General features: G+C 72.5%; 18 protein-coding genes. 13 read left to right on the plus strand and 5 right to left on the minus strand.

Going from position 1 to position 19,771, the window contains the following annotated elements; all coding sequences use genetic code 11:
- Window positions 1-208 precede the first annotated feature (208 nt).
- The 6 genes from EV562_RS21085 (at window position 209) to EV562_RS21110 (ending at window position 5,626) form a co-directional block, all read left to right on the plus strand.
- Entirely contained in the window at window positions 209-1,006 is a 798-nt protein-coding gene (locus EV562_RS21085) for a metallophosphoesterase (protein ID WP_133888383.1), read from the plus strand.
- 137 nt (window positions 1,007-1,143) lie between these two features.
- Complete coding sequence (locus tag EV562_RS21090) at window positions 1,144-1,584, plus strand: SRPBCC family protein (RefSeq protein ID WP_133888384.1); 441 nt, start codon at window positions 1,144-1,146, stop codon at window positions 1,582-1,584.
- A gap of 227 nt (window positions 1,585-1,811) precedes the next feature.
- Entirely contained in the window at window positions 1,812-2,984 is a 1,173-nt protein-coding gene (locus tag EV562_RS21095) for an ArsA-related P-loop ATPase (protein ID WP_133888385.1), read from the plus strand.
- Between the two features lie 72 nt (window positions 2,985-3,056).
- The gene (locus EV562_RS21100) at window positions 3,057-3,755 is read left to right on the plus strand and encodes a DUF5304 domain-containing protein (RefSeq protein ID WP_133888386.1); all 699 of its coding nucleotides are present in this window, start codon (window positions 3,057-3,059) and stop codon (window positions 3,753-3,755) included.
- A gap of 54 nt (window positions 3,756-3,809) precedes the next feature.
- Window positions 3,810-4,763, plus strand: coding sequence for an ROK family glucokinase (locus EV562_RS21105; RefSeq protein WP_133888387.1), 954 nt, complete (start codon window positions 3,810-3,812; stop codon window positions 4,761-4,763).
- Between the two features lie 95 nt (window positions 4,764-4,858).
- Window positions 4,859-5,626, plus strand: coding sequence for an endonuclease/exonuclease/phosphatase family protein (locus EV562_RS21110; protein WP_133888388.1), 768 nt, complete (start codon window positions 4,859-4,861; stop codon window positions 5,624-5,626).
- Between the two features lie 19 nt (window positions 5,627-5,645).
- Here the strand turns inward: EV562_RS21110 and EV562_RS21115 are convergent, their stop codons facing one another.
- Window positions 5,646-6,263, minus strand: a complete 618-nt coding sequence (locus EV562_RS21115; protein WP_133888389.1) for a hypothetical protein — start codon at window positions 6,261-6,263, stop codon at window positions 5,646-5,648.
- A complete protein-coding gene (locus EV562_RS21120) occupies window positions 6,256-7,059 on the minus strand; it encodes an alpha/beta fold hydrolase (protein WP_133888390.1) in 804 nt (267 codons plus the stop codon). The genes EV562_RS21115 and EV562_RS21120 overlap by 8 nt, the downstream gene beginning before the upstream one ends.
- A gap of 150 nt (window positions 7,060-7,209) precedes the next feature.
- On the opposite strand from EV562_RS21120, the gene EV562_RS21125 reads away from it, so the two are divergent.
- The 5 genes from EV562_RS21125 to EV562_RS21145 all read left to right on the plus strand — a co-directional run bounded on the left by EV562_RS21125 (window position 7,210) and on the right by EV562_RS21145 (window position 12,168).
- Entirely contained in the window at window positions 7,210-7,989 is a 780-nt protein-coding gene (locus tag EV562_RS21125) for a lysophospholipid acyltransferase family protein (RefSeq protein ID WP_208298394.1), read from the plus strand.
- Window positions 7,990-8,062: 73 nt separating this feature from the next.
- Window positions 8,063-9,304: a DUF5931 domain-containing protein gene (locus tag EV562_RS21130; protein ID WP_133888392.1), complete on the plus strand. Its 1,242-nt coding sequence runs from the start codon at window positions 8,063-8,065 to the stop codon at window positions 9,302-9,304.
- Entirely contained in the window at window positions 9,297-10,010 is a 714-nt protein-coding gene (locus EV562_RS21135) for a response regulator transcription factor (protein WP_166661918.1), read from the plus strand. Before EV562_RS21130 ends, EV562_RS21135 begins: the two co-directional genes overlap by 8 nt.
- Before the next feature lie 51 nt (window positions 10,011-10,061).
- On the plus strand, window positions 10,062-11,090 hold the full coding sequence (locus EV562_RS21140; RefSeq protein WP_133888393.1) for a 6-phosphofructokinase: 1,029 nt from the start codon (window positions 10,062-10,064) through the stop codon (window positions 11,088-11,090).
- Window positions 11,091-11,172: 82 nt separating this feature from the next.
- A complete protein-coding gene (locus EV562_RS21145) occupies window positions 11,173-12,168 on the plus strand; it encodes a 2-hydroxyacid dehydrogenase (RefSeq protein WP_133888394.1) in 996 nt (331 codons plus the stop codon).
- On the opposite strand, the gene EV562_RS21150 is transcribed toward EV562_RS21145, so the two are convergent.
- A complete protein-coding gene (locus tag EV562_RS21150; protein WP_133888395.1) occupies window positions 12,126-14,051 on the minus strand; it encodes an anthranilate synthase family protein in 1,926 nt (641 codons plus the stop codon). The genes EV562_RS21145 and EV562_RS21150 overlap by 43 nt on opposite strands.
- Window positions 14,052-14,307: 256 nt before the next feature.
- Window positions 14,308-17,136: an N-acetylmuramoyl-L-alanine amidase gene (locus tag EV562_RS21160; RefSeq protein WP_133888396.1), complete on the minus strand. Its 2,829-nt coding sequence runs from the start codon at window positions 17,134-17,136 to the stop codon at window positions 14,308-14,310.
- Window positions 17,137-17,322: 186 nt separating this feature from the next.
- Here EV562_RS21160 and EV562_RS21165 point away from each other — a divergent pair, with 186 nt between their 5' ends.
- Together EV562_RS21165 and EV562_RS21170 are read left to right on the plus strand one after the other, a co-directional pair.
- Window positions 17,323-18,675 carry a 3-deoxy-7-phosphoheptulonate synthase class II gene (locus EV562_RS21165; protein WP_133888397.1) on the plus strand — a complete coding sequence of 451 codons (1,353 nt, stop codon included), beginning with the start codon at window positions 17,323-17,325 and terminating at the stop codon, window positions 18,673-18,675.
- A gap of 165 nt (window positions 18,676-18,840) precedes the next feature.
- Window positions 18,841-19,074 carry a (2Fe-2S)-binding protein gene (locus tag EV562_RS21170; protein ID WP_133888398.1) on the plus strand — a complete coding sequence of 78 codons (234 nt, stop codon included), beginning with the start codon at window positions 18,841-18,843 and terminating at the stop codon, window positions 19,072-19,074.
- A 36-nt stretch (window positions 19,075-19,110) separates the two neighbouring features.
- Here EV562_RS21170 and bfr read toward each other — a convergent pair whose 3' ends face one another.
- The gene (bfr, locus tag EV562_RS21175) at window positions 19,111-19,614 is read right to left on the minus strand and encodes a bacterioferritin (RefSeq protein WP_003976703.1); all 504 of its coding nucleotides are present in this window, start codon (window positions 19,612-19,614) and stop codon (window positions 19,111-19,113) included.
- Between the last annotated feature and the right edge of the window lie 157 nt (window positions 19,615-19,771).

Here is a 19,771-nt window from a genome sequence, read left to right on the forward strand (position 1 = left end):
ATGTTGAAATCCAGAGCACGACTGGACGGCCCGGACGTTACCCGTCGGTATGCGTTCTCCGACAGGGGGTCCCCGCGAGATGTTCGCCGCGTCACACGGATGGGGTTTGCTTTGCGCACAGTAGTCGACGGATCAACCGACCAGCCAGTAACCGCAGGTCCGACCGCCACTGTTCACATCAGGCACGCGCTGCTTACGCTTGATCGCCATGGCACCCACACCGCCCCGTAACACGAGCACACGCGTCCACGTGGTCAGCGACGTCCATGGCAACGCCCGCGACCTGGCCAGGGCCGGCGAGGGCGCCGACGCCCTGATCTGTCTCGGGGACCTGGTCCTCTTCCTCGACTACGCCGACCACTCGCGCGGCATCTTCCCCGACCTGTTCGGCGTCGCGAACGCCGACCGCATCGTGGCGCTGCGCACCGCCCGCCGCTTCGACGAGGCCCGGGACTTCGGCAGGCGGCTGTGGGCCGAGACCGGCGGGGACCCGCGCGAGCTGATCGAGCGGGCGGTGCGCAGGCAGTACGCCGAACTCTTCGCCGCCTTCCCGACTCCGACGTACGCCACCTACGGCAACGTCGACGTGCCGCCGCTGTGGCCCGAGTTCGCCGGGCCCGGCACCACCGTGCTCGACGGGGAGCGGGTGGAGATCGGCGGCCGCGTCTTCGGCTTCGTCGGCGGTGGCCTGCGGACCCCGATGAACACCCCGTACGAGATCAGCGACGAGGCGTACGCGGCGAAGATCGAGGCCGTCGGCGAGGTGGACGTGCTGTGCACCCACATCCCGCCGGACGTGCCGGAACTGCTCTACGACACGGTGGCCCGGCGCTTCGAGCGGGGCAGCCGCGCGCTGCTGGACGCCATCCGCCGCACCCGGCCCCGCTACGCCCTGTTCGGCCACGTCCACCAGCCGCTGACCCGGCGGATGCGCGTCGGGGCGACCGAGTGCGTCAACGTCGGCCACTTCGCGTCGACGGGACGGCCCTGGGCGCTGGAGTGGTGACCGGGGACGGCGGACCCGCGCAGGTGGGTGGTGACATGCCCCGCCCCCGTGCGCGATAGCCTGCACGCGGCACACACGTGCGCGCGACGGGCGCACGACCACCTCAGTAGCGGCCCGCATCCGGAGGAGCCACGGCGATGGCGGAACACACCAGCTCGAGCATCACCATCGAGGCGGCACCGGCCGACGTCATGGCGGTGATCGCCGACTTCGCTCGCTACCCGGACTGGACCGGCGAGGTGAAGGAGGCGCAGGTCCTCGCGACCGACGCGCAGGGGCGTGCCGAGCAGGTCCGGCTCGTCATGGACGCCGGGGCGATCAAGGACGACCAGACGCTGGGCTACACCTGGACCGGCGAGCACGAGGTCTCCTGGACGCTGGTGAAGTCCCAGATGCTGCGCTCCCTCGACGGCTCCTACCTGCTCCGCCCGGCGGGCACGGGCACGGAGGTCACCTACCGGCTCACGGTGGACGTCAAGATCCCCATGCTCGGCATGATCAAGCGCAAGGCGGAAAAGGTCATCATCGACCGGGCCTTGGCAGGTCTGAAGAAGCGAGTCGAGTCGAACCGGCCCTAGCCGCGGGGCAGTCGCCGCGCCCCCCCGCTGCGGGCAGTCGCCGCGCCCCCCCGCTGCGGGCAGTCGTGCCGCTGGGGCGGCACGGGTGGGCGCAGCGGCACCCCGCACCGCCGGGCCGCGCAGCCCCCGCCCCCGGCACCCCCACCCGGCGCCGCCCCCGCCCCCCACCCGGCGCAGCCAAGGCACCCCCGCCCGGCGCCCCGCACGCACCGGTACCGTTCACCCCCATGCGCACCCTCCTGATCACGGGCCCCGGCGGCACCGGCCGTACCACGCTCGCCGCCGCCACCGCGCTCAAGGCCGCCCGCCAGGGCACCCGCACCCTCCTCCTCGGCACCGACCGCGACGACACCCTCGGCGCGGTGCTCGGCGTGCGCACCGGCCCCGCGCCGACCACCGTCGAACCCGGCCTCACCGCCTGGCGCCCCGACGCCGCCCAGAGCTTCCGGGAGACCCTCGTCGCCCTCCAGGACCGCGCCGCCTCCGCCCTCGACCTGCTCGGCGCCTCCCGCCTCGACCCCGAGGAACTCACCCCGCTGCCCGGCGCAGACGACCTCGCCCTGCTGCGCGCCCTGCGCGAGGCCGCCCTCGCCGAGGCGCACGACCTCCTCGTCGTGGACCTGCCGCCCGCCCCGCGTGCCCTCGCCCTGCTCGCCGCACCCGAGGAACTGCGCCGCAGCCTGCGCCGCCTGCTCCCGCCCGAGCGGCAGGCGGCCCGGGCCCTGCGCCCCGTCCTCGGCCGGCTCGCCGGCGTCCCCATGCCCACCGAGGCGCTGTACGAGGCCGCGGCCCGCTGGGACCTGGAACTCGCCGCCACCGAGGCCGTCCTGGCCGACCGGAACACCACCGTACGGCTGGTCGCCGAGCCCGGACCGGCCGGAGCCGACGCCGTCCTCGTCACCACCCTCGGTCTCGCCCTGCGCGGCCTGCGCACCGACCTGCTGGTCGCGAACCGCGTCCTGCCCGAGGACGTCCCGGCGGACAGCCGGCTCGGCGGCCTCCTCGCTCAGCAGCGCAAGACCCTGGAGGAGTGGCGGGGAACGCACGACGTCCACGCCGTCGCCCATCTCGGCCGGGACCCCCGGGGCACGGACGACCTGACGGACCTCGACGTGCCGGGCGTCGACCCGGCCGCCTCCCCGGTCGAGTGGCCCGTCACCGACCGGCTGGCCGAGGACGGCGTGCTGGTCTGGCGCATCCCGCTGCCCGGCGCCGTGCGCGAGGAGCTCGACCTGGTCCGCCGCGGTGACGAACTGGTCGTCGCCGCCGGGCCGTTCCGCCGCACGGTCCCGCTGCCCTCCGCGCTGCGCCGCTGCTCCGTGGACGGGGCCGCGCTGCGGGACGGCACGCTCGCCGTCCGGTTCGCTCCGGACCCCGGGCTGTGGCCGCGGGAGCGCTGACCGGCGGAACCCGGCGGGACCGCGGCCCGTTCGGGTAACGTCGTAAGGACGAACCGTAGTCAGGAGTCCGTGATGAGCGAAGAGCTCCCGTCCGAGGCCCCTCGCCCCGACGAGGCCGACGCGGTCGACGAGACGCGTGTGACCGACGAGACCCGTACGACCGACGAGACCCGTACGACTGACGAGACGCGTACGACCGACGACACCCGTACGACTGACGAGACGCGTGTGACCGGCGAGCCCCGCGCCACCGACGGGAAGCGTGCCACCGACGGGGCGCGTGCGACGGACGAGACGCGTGCCGCGTCCGACGCCGACGCCTGGGCGACGGCCTGCGCCGAGGACCTGGAGTCGGAGCAGGCCCGCCGCCGCGCCGCGTACGGGCCGCCGCCCGGCTCGGCCGCCGAGGAGCTGCGCCGGCTGGTCGACACCGTCGCCGACAAGCTGTCCGCCCTCCAGTCCCCGCTGCTCGGCCAGGTCGCCGGACCCGCCGCCCAGCAGGTGGTCCGGCAGGTCGTGCAGCAGGCGAAGGCCGCCGTCGAACCGGTCATCGAGCGCAACCCGGGGGTGTTCGACCACCTCGCCGCCGCGGGCGGTGAACTCCTCGCCGCCTACCGCTCCGCCGTCCAGAACCAGGAACGCCGCTGGACCACGGGCGACACCGCCCCGAAGGACCCGGGCGACCCCCGTGACCTGGACGAAAGCGGCACCGACGGCCGCGACGAGGACGACGGGGGCACCGGCCCGGGGCAGCGCATCGACCTGGACTGAGCCCCGCCTCGGGTACGGTTGCCCTTAGCGGGGCTCGACCGAACTGAGGGATTCATGGGACTCACCATCGGCGTCGACATCGGCGGCACGAAGATCGCGGCCGGCGTGGTCGACGAGGAAGGCAACATCCTCTCGACCCACAAGGTGCCGACCCCCACCACGCCCGAGGCCATCGTGGACGCCATCGCCTCCGCGGTGGAGGGCGCGCGCGTGGGACACGAGATCGTCGGCGTCGGTATCGGTGCCGCCGGCTACGTCAACCGCCAGCGCTCGACGGTCTACTTCGCGCCCAACATCGACTGGCGCCAGGAACCGCTGAAGGAGAAGGTGCAGGCCCGCGTCGGCCTCCCCGTCGTCGTGGAGAACGACGCCAACGCCGCGGCCTGGGGCGAGTACAGGTTCGGCGGCGGCAAGGGCCACCGCAACGTCATCTGCATCACCCTCGGCACCGGCCTGGGCGGCGGCATCATCATCGGCAACAAGCTGCGCCGCGGTCACTTCGGCGTGGCCGCCGAGTTCGGCCACATCCGCATGGTGCCCGACGGCCTGCTGTGCGGCTGCGGTTCGCAGGGCTGCTGGGAGCAGTACGCGTCGGGCCGGGCGCTGGTGCGGTACGCCAAGCAGCGCGCCAACGCCACCCCCGAGCGCGCCGAGGTGCTGCTCGCGCTCGGCGACGGCACCCCCGACGGCATCGAGGGCAAGCACATCTCGGTCGCCGCCCGCCAGGGCTGCCCGGTCGCCGTCGACTCCTACCGGGAGCTGGCCCGCTGGGCCGGTGCCGGTCTCGCCGACCTGGCCTCGCTCTTCGACCCGTCCGCCTTCATCGTCGGCGGCGGTCTCTCGGACGAGGGCGACCTGGTCCTCGACCCGATCCGCAAGTCGTACAAGCGCTGGCTGGTCGGCGGCAACTGGCGTCCGGTCGCCGACGTGATCGCCGCCAAACTCGGCAACAAGGCGGGCCTCGTGGGCGCGGCCGACCTGGCGAGGGAACCCGACCCGATCATGTAGGAATCGCGGGGCCCGCCTACGCGCGGGGCCTCGTGGACGACCGAGCCCGTCGAGCCCCGTCCGGGGACGACGGGCCGCGTCGTATCTTGATCCACATGGCAACGTCCTCGCTTCCTCCTCTTCCCAACTCCCATACCGAACCCGACGGTTCCGCGGTCGTCCGGGTCCTGAGCTACAACATCCGCTCGATGCGCGACGACACCGACGCCCTCGCCCGCGTCATCCGGGCCTGCGCACCCGACCTCGTCCTACTCCAGGAGGCCCCGCGCCTCTTCCGCTGGCGCAAGAAGATCACCCGGCTCGCCGCGGCGTGCGATCTGGTCCTCCTCTCCGGCGGCGGCACCGCGGCCGGGCCCGCCCTGCTGTGCTCCCTGCGGGCCACCGTGGAGCGCACCGAGGACGCGCTGCTCCCGCTCATCCCCGGTCAGCACCGCAGGGGCCTGGCCACCGCCGTGGTCAGGATCGGCGGAACCCGTCTCGGCGTGCTCAGCACCCACCTGTCGCTGCGGGCGGACGAACGCCACGAGCAGGCGGGTCTGCTCCTCGACCACCTGGCCGCCCTCGGCGTGACGCACGCCGTGGCGGGCGGCGACCTGAACGAGCGCCCCGGCGGCCGCACCTTCCGGCGGCTCGGCGACGGACTGCGCGACTGCTGGACCGCCGCGCCCTGGGGCGGGGAGTACACCTTCCCGGCCGGCGCGCCGGACCGCCGTATCGACGCGGTCTTCGTCACCGAGGGCGTCGAGGTCCTCGGCTGCGGGGTGCCGTCGGGACTGCCCGGGGTGGCCGAGGACGACCTGAGGGCGGCCACGGACCACCTGCCGGTCCTGACCGCCCTCCGCGTGCCCGCGGCGCGCACCTGACGTGCCGCTCCCGGGCCGGCTACACCACCGCGCCCCGCCCCGGATCGTCGTCGTCCTCTTCACCCGTCCGCATCCGCACGACCAGGGTGGCGAAGCCCCCGAGGAAGCCGCCGATGCTCAGGGTCGTCAGCCACCAGGTCATCTCCCAGCCGAGCACCACCGCAAGCAGGAGCAGCACCGGACCGCCGAGCACGCCCAGCCAGGCGAACTTCGCGGTCGGGTCGGCGTCGGGCAGCGGCGGCGGCTCGGGCGGCACGAAGTGGCCCTCGTCGTCCGCGTCGAAGTCGTCGTCGGACGGCTCGGCGGTGGTGTGGTCGCGGGGGCCGATGCCGGGAGCGAAGGCCACGGAGCTGCCCAGCGGCCGCTCCGAGGACGGCCGGTCCGCCGCGGGCTTCTCGTCGTTCACCTCCGGCTCCAGCAGCGCCAGGTCCTCGATCGACTTGAAGGGCTTCGCGCCCGGCGGGTCCGGCGGCTCGTCCCCGTACCCGGCGACGATCGCGTCCCAGGCCGCGTCCTCGTCGAAGGGCGTCCCCTGCGCCCCGGGACCGCCGTCCGCCGCGCGCTCCCGTCCCTCGCGGTGCTCCCGCTCCAGGTCCCGCTCCTCGCGGTCCTCGCGGTCGGAGTCGTGCTCAGCCACCTGCGGCCGTCCCTTCCTTGCCGAGACCGGACTCCGGTTCCGTGACGGAACCGGGCGCGAGCCGGCCGATGAACGCGACGCTCTCCGCGAAGATCCGGTCCGCATCGTGGTCCAACGTCGCCACGTGGTAGCTCTGTTCCAGCAGGATCTCCGTCACGTCCGTCGACGACACCCGGCCCAGGATGCGCGCCGAGTCGGCCGGCGGCACCACGTGGTCCTGCGGGCTGCGCAGCAACAGCAGCGGCTGGGTCACCTGCGGCAGGTCGCCGTCGGCCAGACGGAAGAACGCGCGCAGCGAGTGCGCCGAGTGCAGCGGCACCCGGTCGTACCCCAACTCCTTGCTGAGCGGCTTGGCGATGTCGCTGGCGATGCCCTTCGTCGCCGGCACCAGGTGGCGCAGGACCGGCAGGGCGTGCTGGGCCACCCCGTGCATCCGGTTCGCCGGGTTCACCACGACGACGCCCTGCACCGCCTCCCCGTGCTTGGCGGCGAGCCGCAGCGCCAGCGCGCCGCCCATGGACAGGCCGGCCACGAAGACCCGCGTGCAGCGCTCGCGCAGGGCGCGCAGCTCGCGGTCCACCTCCGCGTACCAGTCCTGCCAGCCGGTGACCTGCATGTCCTGCCACCGGGTGCCGTGCCCGGGCAGCAGCGGCAGCGCCACCGTCAGGCCGCGCGCGGCCAGGTACCGGCCCCAGGGGCGCAGCGACTGCGGGGAACCGGTGAAACCGTGACAGAGGAGGACGCCGGCCTCCCCGCCCTCGTGGCGGAACGGCTCGGCTCCGGGCAGGACCGACACGTCTCGGTCTCCTGTCGTCAGGGGGACTCGCGGGGCTTTCACCGTACGCGACGGCACGGACACCGACCAGGGCCGTCGGAGCCATTGACGGTGCCGCGGGATAAGGTCTGAACTTCGGACACGGGAGGCACTGGGTTGCTGTACGGCACGATGAAGGTCACCATCGGGGGATCGCTGAAGCTCGCCTTCCGGCCCTGGGTGGAGGGACTGGAGCACATCCCGGCCGACGGCCCCGCCATCCTGGCGAGCAACCACCTGTCGTTCTCCGACTCGTTCTTCCTGCCCGCCGTCCTCGACCGCAAGGTGACCTTCATCGCCAAGGCCGAGTACTTCAACACCCCCGGGCTCAAGGGCAGGCTGACCGCGGCCTTCTTCAAGGGCGTGGGCCAGCTCCCGGTGGACCGTTCCGGCGCGCGCGGCGCGGGGGAGGCCGCCATCAAGAGCGGCATAGAGGTCCTGGAGCGCGGCGAGCTGTTCGGCATCTACCCCGAGGGCACGCGTTCCCCGGACGGCCGCCTGTACCGGGGCAAGCCGGGCGGCCTCGCCCGCGTGGCCCTCGCCACCGGCGCGCCCGTCATCCCGGTCGCCATGATCGACACCGAGAAGATCCAGCCGCCCGGCCAGGTGATGCCGAAGCTGATGCGGCCCGGCATCCGCATCGGCAAGCCCCTCGACTTCTCCCGCTACCAGGGCATGGAACACGACCGCTTCGTGCTGCGCGCGGTGACCGACGAGGTCATGTACGAGATCATGAAGCTCTCCGGTCAGGAGTACGTCGACATGTACGCGACCGCCATGAAACGGCAGCTCGCGGAGGCGGCGAAGGCCGAGAAGGCGGCGAAGGCCGAGAACGCGGCGAAGGCCGAGAACGCGGCCAAGGGGGACAAGACGGCCAAGGCCGAGAAGAGCGGGACCGGAACCGGGACCTAGTCCGGGCAGGGGCCCGGGCACGGCGGCACCGGGGACGGGACCTCAGGGCACCGGTCGCCGGGGGAGGGGGGACATGGCCAGGCGCGAGAGAGTCATGAGGATGTCGGTCGAGCTGCCGCTGTGGCGCGCGCTCGCCGGCTACCGCGTGCTCACCATGCTGTACGCGATCGGCTTCTTCGCCACCGCCTACTCCGGCTTCGCCCGGCCCTGGCTGGCCGTCGGCTACTACGCCGTCCTCTTCGTGTGGACCCTGGCCACCCTCCCCAAGGTCACGAACGCCGCGAGCTGCACCGGGCGGTTCCTCGCCGCCGACCTCGCCGTCGCCCTGACCGGCATCCTGCTCACCCCTCTCGCCGACGCCCACGAGCGCGTCATGGACGGCGGCCCGACGCTGCCGTCGATATGGACCGCCGGTTCCGTACTGGCCTTCGCGATCAAGGGCGGCTGGCGCTGGGCGGCGGTGGCCTCCACCCTCGTCGCCGCCGCCAACCTGGCCGAACGCGGCACCCCGGCCCGCGACACCGTCCACAACGTCATCCTCGTCTGGGTCGCCTCCATCGCCATCGGGTACGTCGTCGAGGTCGCCCGCGCCTCCGAGCGCACCCTCGCCCGCGCCCTGGAGATCGAGGCCGCGACCAGGGAACGCGAGCGGCTCGCCCGGGACATCCACGACAGCGTCCTCCAGGTGCTGGCGATGGTGCAGCGCAGGGGCGCCGTCATCGGCGGCGAGGCGGCCGAGCTGGGCCGGCTGGCCGGGGAGCAGGAGGTGGCCCTGCGCACCCTGGTCTCCGGCGGCCTGGTACCCGTCTCCCGCGTCTCGGAGGACGCGGCCGACGGCGCGGTCGTCCGGGTGGTGGAGGAACCGGAGGGCGCGGACCCGGACGCCCCCGTCGACCTGCGCGCCCTGCTCGCCCCGTACGCCGGCTCGCTGGTGAACCTCGCCGAGCCCGGCGCCCCCGTCCTCCTCGCCCCCCGGGCGGCGCGGGAACTGGCGGCCGCCGTGGGCGCCGCCCTGGACAACGTCCGGGCGCACGTCGGGGAGCGGGCGCGCGCCTGGATCCTGGTCGAGGACGAACCGGACGAGGTGATCGTCACCGTCCGCGACGAGGGGCCGGGCATCGCCGAGGGCCGGCTCGCCGAGGCCGAGGGCGAGGGACGGCTCGGCGTGGCCCTGTCCATCCGCGGCCGGCTGCGCGACCTCGGCGGCACGGCCGAACTGATCTCGGTGCCCGGGCAGGGCACGGAGGTCGAGCTGAAGGCACCGAAGAAGACCGTCGGCAGCACCGCACGGGGGAAGGCAGCGGACCATGAGTGAAGGACAGTGGACGCCGGGTGAACGGCGCGGCCCGGAACGGGAGGACCCGGTCAGGGTCATGGTGGTCGACGACCATCCGATGTGGCGCGACGCCGTCGCCCGGGACCTGGCCGAGTCGGGTTTCGACGTGGTCGCCACCGCGGGCGACGGCGACCAGGCGGTGCGCCGGGCCGCGGCCGTCGCTCCGGACGTCCTCGTCCTCGACCTCAACCTGCCCGGCAAGCCCGGCGTCCAGGTCTGCAAGGAGGTCCTCGGCGCCGACCCCACGCTGCGCGTGCTCGTGCTCTCGGCGAGCGGGGAGCACGCCGACGTGCTGGAGGCGGTGAAGTCCGGCGCGACCGGATACCTGCTGAAGTCGGCCTCCACGGAGGAGCTGCGGGACGCGGTGCGCCGCACGGCCGCCGGAGACCCGGTCTTCACCCCGGGGCTGGCCGGACTGGTCCTCGGCGAGTACCGCCGCCTCGCCTCCGAACCCGCCCCCGCCGCAGGCACCGACGATCCCGGCACGCCCCGGCTCACCGACCGGGAGACCGAGGTGCTGCGCCTGGTCGCCAAGGGCCTGAGCTACAAGCAGATCGCCGAACGCCTCGTCATCTCCCACCGCACCGTGCAGAACCACGTCCAGAACACCCTCGGCAAGCTCCAGCTGCACAACCGGGTGGAGCTGGTGCGGTATGCGATAGAACGCGGTCTGGACGACGCCTGACCCACGCGGGACAGTGGCCTCAACCACCCACCCTGGCAAAGGGGTTGTGCGATGAAGGTCGGAGTACTGACCGGAGGCGGCGACTGCCCCGGGCTCAACGCCGTCATCCGGGCCGTCGTCCGCAAGGGCGTCCAGGAGTACGGCTACGACTTCACCGGCTTCCGGGACGGCTGGCGCGGCCCCCTGGAGGGCGACACCGTCCCGCTCGACATCCCGGCCGTCCGCGGCATCCTGCCCCGCGGCGGCACCGTCCTCGGCTCCTCGCGCACCAATCCGCTCCAGCAGCAGGGCGGCATCCGGCGCATCAAGGACAACCTCGCCGCGCTCGGCGTCGACGCGCTCATCACCATCGGCGGCGAGGACACCCTCGGCGTCGCCACCCGCCTCGCGGACGAGTACGGCGTGCCCTGCGTCGGCGTCCCCAAGACCATCGACAACGACCTGTCCGCCACCGACTACACCTTCGGTTTCGACACCGCCGTCGGCATCGCCACGGAGGCCATCGACCGGCTGCACACCACCGCCGAGTCCCACATGCGCGTCCTGGTCGTCGAGGTCATGGGCCGGCACGCCGGCTGGATCGCCCTGCACTCCGGCCTGGCCGGCGGCGCCAACGTCATCCTCATCCCCGAGCAGCGCTTCGACGTCGAGCAGGTGTGCACCTGGGTGACCTCCCGGTTCCGGGCGTCCTACGCCCCGATCGTGGTCGTCGCCGAGGGGGCGATGCCCCGCGACGGCGACCTGGTGCTCAAGGACGAGTCGCTGGACTCCTACGGGCACGTCCGGCTGTCCGGGGTCGGCGAGTGGCTGGCCAAGCAGATCGAGAAACGCACCGGCAAGGAGGCCCGCACCACCGTTCTCGGGCACGTCCAGCGCGGCGGCACCCCCAGCGCCTTCGACCGCTGGCTCGCCACCCGCTTCGGACTGCACGCCATCGACTGCGTGCGCGACGGGGACTTCGGGAAGATGGTCGCCCTGCGCGGCACGGACATCGTCCGCGTCCCCATCGCCGAGGCCACCGCCCGGCTGAAGACCGTCGACCCGGCGCTGTACGAGGAGGTCGGCGTCTTCTTCGGCTGACCCCCGGCGGACGACCGCTGACCCGCGACGGCGGGCCGAGGGCCGTATATTCGGCCCGGAGCCCACCGGAACGGGAGCGGTCATGGAGATCCTTGCCTTCGGCGTCCAGGCCGACGAGAAGCCCCTGATCGAGCGGGCCTTCCGCGACCACGAGGACGTCCGCTGCCTGGACGTCTTCCTCAACGAGGACACCGCGCCCATCGCGGCCGGCCACGAGATCGTCTCCACGTCCGTCAACGCCGACCTCGGCGCGGACGTCCTGGAGATCCTCGCGGCCGGCGGCACCCGGATGGTGGCCCAGCGCTCCACCGGCTTCAACAACGTCGACCTGGACACCGCCGAGCGGCTCGGCATCACCGTGGCCCGGGTGTCGTACTACTCGCCGTACTCGGTCGCCGAGTTCGCCTGGACCCTCGCCATGGCCGTCAACCGGCGGATCGTGCGCGCCTCCACCCGCACCCGCGACTTCGACTTCCGCCTGCACGGCCTGATGGGCCGCGACCTGCACGGCCGCACCGCCGGGATCCTCGGCACCGGCAAGATCGGCGAGGCCTTCGCCCGCATCGCCCACGGCTTCGGCATGCGGCTGCTCGGCTGGGACGTCGCCGAGAACCCGGCCTGCGCGGAGCTGGGCATGCGGTACGTCCCGAAGGACGAGCTGCTCGCCCGCTCCGACCTGATCACGCTGCACGTCCCGCTGATGCCCGACACCCGGCACCTGATCGACGCGGCCGCCCTGAAGTCGATGCGGGACGACGCCATCCTGATCAACTCCAGCCGGGGCGGCCTGGTCGACACCGCGGCCCTCGTCGGCGAGCTGCGCGCGGGCCGCTTCACGGGCGTGGGCCTGGACGTGTACGAGGCGGAGGCGGGCCTGTTCTTCCTCGACAAGTCCCTGGAGGCCGTCGGGGACGACACCCTGGCCCGCCTCGTCACCTTCCCGAACGTCCTGGTCACCTCGCACCAGGCGTACTACACCGAGGACGCCGTCGGTCAGATCGTCGACACGACGGCGCGCAACGTCCTCGACTACCGTCAGGGCCGCCGCTCCGAGAACGTGCTCGTCCCGCGCAGCTGACCGGCCAGCTCCCGCACGACGGCCGTGCCGTTCAGCGTCAGCACCGACTCGGGATGGAACTGCACCCCGGCGAAGCCCCCGCCCCGCAGCGCGTGCACCTCGCCGCCCGCCGAACGGCTCACCTCGACGCCCCGCGCGGCCAGCGCGGCGGCCGCCGCGTCGTCGCAGCGCGCGGTGAAGCTGTTGTAGAAGCCGACCGTCTCCGGCCGCCCGAACAGGTCGATCTCCGTCTGCGCCCCCTGGTACGGCACCTCCTTGCGCACGACGTCGAGGCCCAGCTCCGCCGCGATCAGCTCGTGCCCGAGGCAGACCCCGAGGACGCCGTGCCGATTCGCCGCGAGCAGCTCGGCGGTCAGGGACCGCAGGAAGCGCATCTTCGGGTCGGCGGGGTCACCGGGGTCGCCGGGTCCCGGCCCCAGCACCACCGGCCCGCCCTCGTGCCCGAGCACCGCCTCGCGCAGCCCCGGCTCGTCGTAGCGCCGTACGCTCACCGCGAGCCCCGAGGAGCGCAGCACGTGCGCGAGCATCGCCGTGAAGGTGTCCTCCGCGTCGACGACCAGGGCGTGCCCGGTCAGCGCGGCCGACGGCTCCTGCATCCGCAGCCAGAACGGGGCCAGCGAGGCGCGGCGCCCGTCCAGCGCCGCCCGCACCCGGGGATCGTCGGCCAGCCGGGGCCGCCCGGCCTCCGCACGCGGCCGGGACGGACGTACGCCGAGCGCCGCCAGCACCCCGGCCGCCTTGGCGTGGGTCTCGGCGACCTCGCCCGCCGGGTCCGAACCACGCACCAGCGTGGCGCCGACCGGCACCCGCAGCCGCCCCTCGGCGTCGATGTCGGCGGTGCGGATCAGGATGGGGGAGTCGAGGGTCTGGTGACCGCCCGGCCGGCCGGTCCCGTCCCCGGCGTCCCGCCCGAGCAGCGCCAGCGCGCCCGCGTAGTAGCCGCGCCCGCCGGACTCGTGCCGCTCGATGACCCGGCAGGCGTTCTGCACCGGCGAGCCGGTGACCGTCGCCGCGAACATGGTCTCCCGCAGCACCTCCCGCACGTCCAGGGAGGACTTCCCGCGCAGCTCGTACTCGGTGTGCGCGAGGTGCGCCATCTCCTTCAGCCGCGGGCCGACGACCACCCCGCCCATGTCGCCGACGGTGCACATCATCTTGAGCTCCTCGTCGACGACCATCGACAGCTCCTCGGTCTCCTTGCCGTCGGCGAGGAAGTCCAGCAGGTGTTCCGGCGTCGGCCCCTCGGCGGGATAGCGGTACGTCCCGCTGATCGGGTTCATGACGACCGTGCCCCCGGACATCCGCACGTGCACCTCGGGGCTGGCGCCCACCAGCGTCCGGTCCCCGGTGTGCACCACGAACGTCCAGTACGCCCCCCGCTCGCCGACCAGCAGCCGCCGGAACAGGGCCAGCGCGTCGGCCCGCCCGAACCCGGGGACGCGGCCCTCGTACGTCCGCCGGATCACGAAGTTGGCGCCCTCGCCCCGCCCGATCTCCTCGTCGAGGACCCGCCCGACGATCCGCGCGTACTCCTCGTCGCCGACGTCGAAGCCGCCGCCCTCGACCCGGACCTCGTGCGCGGGCAACTGCGCCAGCGCCTCGGCCAGCGGGATGTCGTACCGCTCCTCGGGGGTGAGCACCAGCAGGGGCGTGCCGTCGTCGCGGACGTCGAAGCCGCGCTCGCGGATCTGCCGGAAGGGGACGAGTGCCAGCCCCTCGTCGGGCAGGTCGGCGAGTCCGTCGTGCTGCGCGACCGGGCCGATCAGCAGCTCGACCACGTCGTGGTCGTGGCCGGGGGTGCGGCGGCGGAGCAGGGCGAACGGGCGGGAGTCGGCCGTCAGTCCGTCGAGCGGACCGGTGCGCGGTGCGGGGGGCGGTGTCATGGGTGGTGTCCCTCTGTCGGTGAGGGACGGTCCCGGCCGCGGAAACACCGAAGGCCGCCCCTCGGGCGGCCTTCGCGGAGTCGTGTGTCGCGCGCTGTCAGTGGGCCGCCGGACGAGCGGTCCACCACCAGTTCTGGGTCGAGTGCGCGAACATGCCGCCGACCCTAGCGCATCCGCCGCGCGGCGCCGCGGCACGTCCCGCGATGCGGGACGGCCGGGGCGCCGCGGACGGTGTGCCGGGTCACCGGCGGGTGTCTCACATCAGCATGCCGTAGGTGTTCCAGCCGCCGCCGATCTGGGTCCGGGCCTTGAACGGTGCCGAGGCGCTGCCGGTGCCCTGGTAGAACCAGAGCACGCCGTCCTTGTCCCGGGCGACGAGGTCGGGCACACCGTCCCGGTTCAGGTCGCTGGGGCCGAGCAGCGCGTTGTAGACGGACCAGCCGCGGCCGATCTGGGTGCGGGACTCGAACACGGCCGACGCCTTGCCCGTGCCCTTGTAGAGCCAGAGCACGCCGCTCTTGTCGCGGGCGACCAGGTCCGGCTTGCCGTCGCCGGTGAGGTCACCGGTGTCGGCGAGCGCGTTGTACATGTTCCAGCCGCCGCCGATCCTGACCTTGCTCTCGAAGGGCGCGGAGGCCGTGCCGGTGCCCTTGTAGAGCCAGAGCACGCCGCTCTTGTCGCGGGCGACCAGGTCCGGCTTGCCGTCGCCCGTGAGGTCGCGGGCGCCGGTGATCGTGTCGTAGACGGACCAGCCGCCGCCGACCCGGGTGCGCGCGGCGAACGGCTCTGCCAGGTCGCCGGTGCCCTTGTAGTACCAGAGCACGCCGCTCTTGTCGCGGGCCACCATGTCGCCGGTGCCGTCGGCGCGCAGCGCCGTCAGCGTCGTCACCGCGTCGTAGGTGTTCCAGCCGCCGCCGATGCGGAAGCGGCCGAAGAAGGGCGAGGACGCGGTGCCGGTGCCCTGGTACTGCCACAGCACGCCCGAGGCGTCCCGGCCGAGGATGTCGTACCGGTTGGTGCCCGGGTCGGGCGCGGCGCCCTTGACCAGCTGGACGTCGGCCGTGCGGACGTAACCGACGCGGTGGTTGAAGCGGATCGGGTAGTACGTGGTGTTGCCCACGACCACCGTGCGCGAGCCGGTGCCCGACCCGTCGATGTTGCCGCTGTTGTAGTACGAGCCCTTCAGGGCGCCACCGGCGAGGGTGTACTTCTGCCCGGCGAGGACGCCGTACTTGGTCAGCGACTCGTTGTTCTTGCTCTGGACCGGCACCCCGGTGCCCGCGTACGCGCTGTCCTCGGGGTAGGCCCGCCCGTACACGGGGACCGAGCTCGCGCCCGCCTTGGGCGTGATCACGTCCGGCGTGCCGGCGGCCGTGGCGAACTGGCCGCCCCGGTTGTAGAACCAGGCCTTCTTGCCGCCGTACCAGACGGCCGTCCAGTCCTGCCGTGCCTCGGCGACCACGTACTCGCCGCCGGCCAGGACCTTGTTGCCCCAGTTCCAGCCCTCGCTCCAGGTCTGGCTGCCCAGGTAGGGGTCGGTGAGGGTGGCCGACGAGGTGGACGGCGAGGAGTACAGGTACGCGAAGTTCGCCGGCTGCTTGGGGACCGAGGAGCCGCTGTTGGTGATCTTCGGCTGGTTGGCCGTGGTGAACGGCGGGACGACGCGGACCACCTGGCCGGCCTTGTACGGGCCGCCCGGGCCCTCGGCGCCGGTGGGGGCGCCCAGCAGGCCCATGTAGTGGTTCCAGTCCCAGAACGGGCCCGGGTCCCAGTGCTGGGACTTCACGTTGCCGTCCAGGACGCCCGGGATCTCGTCGTGGCCGATGATGTGCTCACGGTCCAGCGGGATGCCGAACTTGCCGGCCAGGTACTTCACCAGCGCGGCCGACGACTCGTACTGCGGCTCGGTGTACCAGCTGCCGTCCTTGATCGCGTAACCCTCGTGCTCGATACCGATCGAGTGCATGTTGAGGGTCTTGTTGGCGGCGTGCCAGGCCTCGTTCTTCGTCTCGACCAGCTGGGTGACCAGACCGTCGGAGGCGCGGACCAGGTAGTGGGTGCTGGCGTACGACAGGGAGTTCTGGAAGACGCCCAGCGCGCTGCTGTAGCTGCCCTCGGTGTCGTGGATCACGATCGAGGTGATCTCGTGGCCGGCCGTGGGGCGGCTCGCGATGTTGTAGTTGCCCCAGTCGTCGATGGCGCCGTTCTGCTTGTAGGCGGCGGGACGGAAGTCGCAGCGCAGACCTGACGGGCACTCGGGGGCCGGGGCGGCGGAGCCCGCGGCCAGCTCCAGGTCCGTCGTCTGCCGCGGCTTCACGGCCGGGTCGGCGGGGAGGACCAGGGTCTGGCCGTCGGCGGTGACGCGCTGCTCACCCGTCCTGACCGAGTCGAACACGCGCTGCGCGAAGAGCTGCGCGCCCTTGGTGTCCGGGGACTGGCTGGCACGGGCCACCGCCGGGTACCAGGCGCCGGGGTCCTCGGGCAGCGAACCGGTGGCGTCCTTCTGGTACTCGGCCAGCAGCGCGGCGCCCGCCCGGATGCTCTCGCCGGTGTCGCTCCGCACCTTCTCGGCGGAGGTGTCGATGAGACCGGCCGCCTCGTCCAGCGTGTGCAGCCGCGGATCGTCGGTGTCGACCGGCTCCTCGTCGAGGCTCTCCAGCGCCTTGTCGGCGTCGAAGTGCTTCTCGACGACCGGGTCACCGCTGCGGTTCATGTGCTCGAGCCGGTGCTCGCGCTCCTCGGCGGCGCCGCCGTTCTCCAGGCTGTCCGCGTCGACGTCCGTGAGCCCCATCACGTTGTACGCGCCGGTGGTGCTCGGCAGCCCGTCGTGGTCCTCCCAGCGCGTCTGCCGGTACGAGACCGCCATCAGCACGCTCTGCGGGACGTCGAACTCCTCGGCGGCCTGCTCGAACTCCGTCTGCAGCCGTGCTCCCGCCGGTACGGCCGCCTCGGCGGTGTCCGAGCCGAGGAGGCCGGGCGAGGCCAGGGCCAGGGTGCCGGCCGTGGCGGCGACGACCACCGCCGTGGCGACGCCGTAGACCAGCAGTCTCTTCTTCTTGCGGTCTCTTCGATGCTCAGCGCTCAAAACCCCACCCCGGTATGCGCTCGGTATGAACATGTACGTGTGCAGCTGTGATGTCTGCGATGCCTGGGACGCGATCCCAGGAAACGCGTGAGGTTACCAACCCGTCGACCGCCGCCCGCACCGGGGGCCCGTCTCATCTGTCGAGCCACGCGAAGAGCGCGTGGCGTGACCCCTTAGTGTTGAGGGGTGACCGTGAACGCTAAGACCAGCCCGAGCGCTGGCAACACCTGGCGAGACCTGCCCGCGGCGCAGCAGCCCGAGTACCCCGACACCGAGGCTCTGCGCGCAGTGATCGCGGACCTCGAGTCGTATCCGCCGCTCGTCTTCGCGGGCGAGTGCGACCAGCTGCGTGCCCGGATGGCGGCCGTCGCCAAGGGAGAGGCGTTCCTCCTCCAGGGCGGCGACTGCGCCGAGGCCTTCGACGCGGTGTCCGCGGACCACATCCGCAACAAGCTGAAGACGCTGCTGCAGATGGGCGCCGTCCTCACCTACGCCGCGTCCGTGCCCGTGGTGAAGGTCGGCCGGATCGCCGGCCAGTACTCCAAGCCGCGCTCCAAGCCCACCGAGACCCGCGACGGCGTGACCCTGCCGACCTACCGCGGCGACTCCGTCAACGGCTTCGACTTCACCGAAGCGGCCCGGATCCCGGACCCGGAGCGCCTCAAGCGCATGTACCACGCCTCGGCGTCCACGCTGAACCTGGTGCGCGCCTTCACCACCGGCGGCTACGCCGACCTGCGCCAGGTGCACGCCTGGAACCAGGACTTCGTGAAGTCCTCCCCCTCCGGCCAGCGCTACGAGCAGCTGGCCCGGGAGATCGACAACGCGCTGAACTTCATGCGGGCCTGCGGGACGGACCCGGCCGAGTTCCAGACCGTCGAGTTCTTCTCCTCGCACGAGGCGCTGCTGCTGGACTACGAGTCGGCCCTCACCCGCGTCGACTCGCGCACCGGGCAGCTGTACGACGTCTCCGGGCACATGGTGTGGATCGGTGAGCGCACCCGGCAGCTCGACCACGCGCACATCGAGTTCGCCTCGCGCATCCGCAACCCGATCGGCATCAAGCTCGGCCCGTCCACCACGGCCGAGGAGGCGCTGCAGTACATCGAGCGCCTGGACCCCGACCGCGAGCCCGGCCGGCTGACCTTCATCGTCCGGATGGGTGCGGACAAGATCCGCGACAAGCTCCCCGAGCTGGTGGAGAAGGTCACCGCGTCCGGTGCCACCGTCGCCTGGATCACCGACCCGATGCACGGCAACACCTACGAGGCGGCCTCCGGGCACAAGACCCGCCGCTTCGACGACGTGCTCGACGAGGTCAAGGGCTTCTTCGAGGTCCACAAGTCGCTCGGCACCCACCCGGGCGGCATCCACGTGGAGCTGACCGGTGACGACGTCACCGAGTGCGTGGGCGGCGGCGACGAGATCTTCGTCGACGACCTGCACCAGCGCTACGAGACGGCCTGCGACCCCCGGCTGAACCGCAGCCAGTCGCTCGACCTGGCGTTCCTGGTGGCGGAGATGTACCGGGACCAGTGACGGTCCGCCTCGCGAGGGGCGGGTGAAATGGGGCGCGGGTCACACGGGATCCGCGCCCCTCCCACTTTTGCCGGCCTGGCGCGATGGGTAAGGTTAGGTTTGCCTCACCGTCAGTCGGGCCCCTGGTCGTCGTCGGTACGGCACGACCTTGTACCCGTCCGGGAGGTGAACCGCGTGTTCGTCTGCAGCTGCTTCGGTGTCACCGAGGAACAGGTGAAGAGCCACGCGGAGGCCGGCGCGTGCACGCCCCGGCAGATCGCCTCCGCCTGCAAGGCGGGCACCGACTGCGGCGGCTGCGTACGCCGGATCCAGGCCCTGCTCGGCCGGGGCGCGTGCCCCCGCCGGGAGCTGGCCGACCAGGGCGCGCCGGTCCTCGCGGAGCTTCCCGAGGCGGCCTGAGCCCGGCGCCCGCCCGCCGGGTGCTGACGACGGGACCTAGAGCGACCCGGGCCCCGACGGGTCCGGCTGGGTCTGCTCGATGACCGTCGACAGGTACAGCGACTCGCCCAGCTTCTCGATCAGGTCGAGCTGGGTCTCCAGGTAGTCGATGTGGTGCTCCTCGTCGGCGAGGATCGCCTCGAAGACGTTGGCCGACGTGATGTCGTGCTTGGCCCGCATCACCTCGATGCCCCGGCGCAGCCGGTCGATCGCCTCCAGCTCGACCTCCCGGTCTGCCTGGAACATCTCCGTCACGCTCTGGCCGACCCGTACGTGGAAGAGCCGCTGGTAGTTCGGCAGGCCGTCCAGGAGCAGGATGCGGTCGGTGAGCACCTCGGCGTGGCGCATCTCGTCGAAGGACTCCGCCCGCGTGTACTTCGCGAGCTTCGTCCAGCCCTTGTGGTCCTGCAGCTTCGCGTGCAGGAAGTACTGGTTGATGGCCGTGAGCTCGGCGGTCAGCTGCTCATTGAGGAACTCGATGACTTCCGGGTCGCCCTGCATCGCTTGACGCTCCTTCGAACGGGAACAGGCGTGTTGCGCGGCATGATTGCACCGCCGTCGAAGATCGTCCAGTAAGTCTTGACTTAGTAAGTAAGGACAGGCTTAGTTGTATTCGTCGCGTTTATTGCTCTTTGACCGAATGTAAGTGGGGTGGGTC

This window comes from Streptomyces sp. BK208 (assembly GCF_004364245.1).
Classification (GTDB): domain Bacteria; phylum Actinomycetota; class Actinomycetes; order Streptomycetales; family Streptomycetaceae; genus Streptomyces.

Coding starts and splice junctions, on each gene's coding strand:
- EV562_RS21085 (WP_133888383.1), top strand. CDS start 209: ATGGCACCCACACCGCCCCGTAACACGAGCACACGCGTCCACGTGGTC.
- EV562_RS21090 (WP_133888384.1), top strand. CDS start 1,144: ATGGCGGAACACACCAGCTCGAGCATCACCATCGAGGCGGCACCGGCC.
- EV562_RS21095 (WP_133888385.1), top strand. CDS start 1,812: ATGCGCACCCTCCTGATCACGGGCCCCGGCGGCACCGGCCGTACCACG.
- EV562_RS21100 (WP_133888386.1), top strand. CDS start 3,057: ATGAGCGAAGAGCTCCCGTCCGAGGCCCCTCGCCCCGACGAGGCCGAC.
- EV562_RS21105 (WP_133888387.1), top strand. CDS start 3,810: ATGGGACTCACCATCGGCGTCGACATCGGCGGCACGAAGATCGCGGCC.
- EV562_RS21110 (WP_133888388.1), top strand. CDS start 4,859: ATGGCAACGTCCTCGCTTCCTCCTCTTCCCAACTCCCATACCGAACCC.
- EV562_RS21125 (WP_208298394.1), top strand. CDS start 7,210: ATGAAGGTCACCATCGGGGGATCGCTGAAGCTCGCCTTCCGGCCCTGG.
- EV562_RS21130 (WP_133888392.1), top strand. CDS start 8,063: ATGGCCAGGCGCGAGAGAGTCATGAGGATGTCGGTCGAGCTGCCGCTG.
- EV562_RS21135 (WP_166661918.1), top strand. CDS start 9,297: ATGAGTGAAGGACAGTGGACGCCGGGTGAACGGCGCGGCCCGGAACGG.
- EV562_RS21140 (WP_133888393.1), top strand. CDS start 10,062: ATGAAGGTCGGAGTACTGACCGGAGGCGGCGACTGCCCCGGGCTCAAC.
- EV562_RS21145 (WP_133888394.1), top strand. CDS start 11,173: ATGGAGATCCTTGCCTTCGGCGTCCAGGCCGACGAGAAGCCCCTGATC.
- EV562_RS21150 (WP_133888395.1), bottom strand. CDS start 14,051: ATGACACCGCCCCCCGCACCGCGCACCGGTCCGCTCGACGGACTGACG.
- bfr (WP_003976703.1), bottom strand. CDS start 19,614: ATGCAGGGCGACCCGGAAGTCATCGAGTTCCTCAATGAGCAGCTGACC.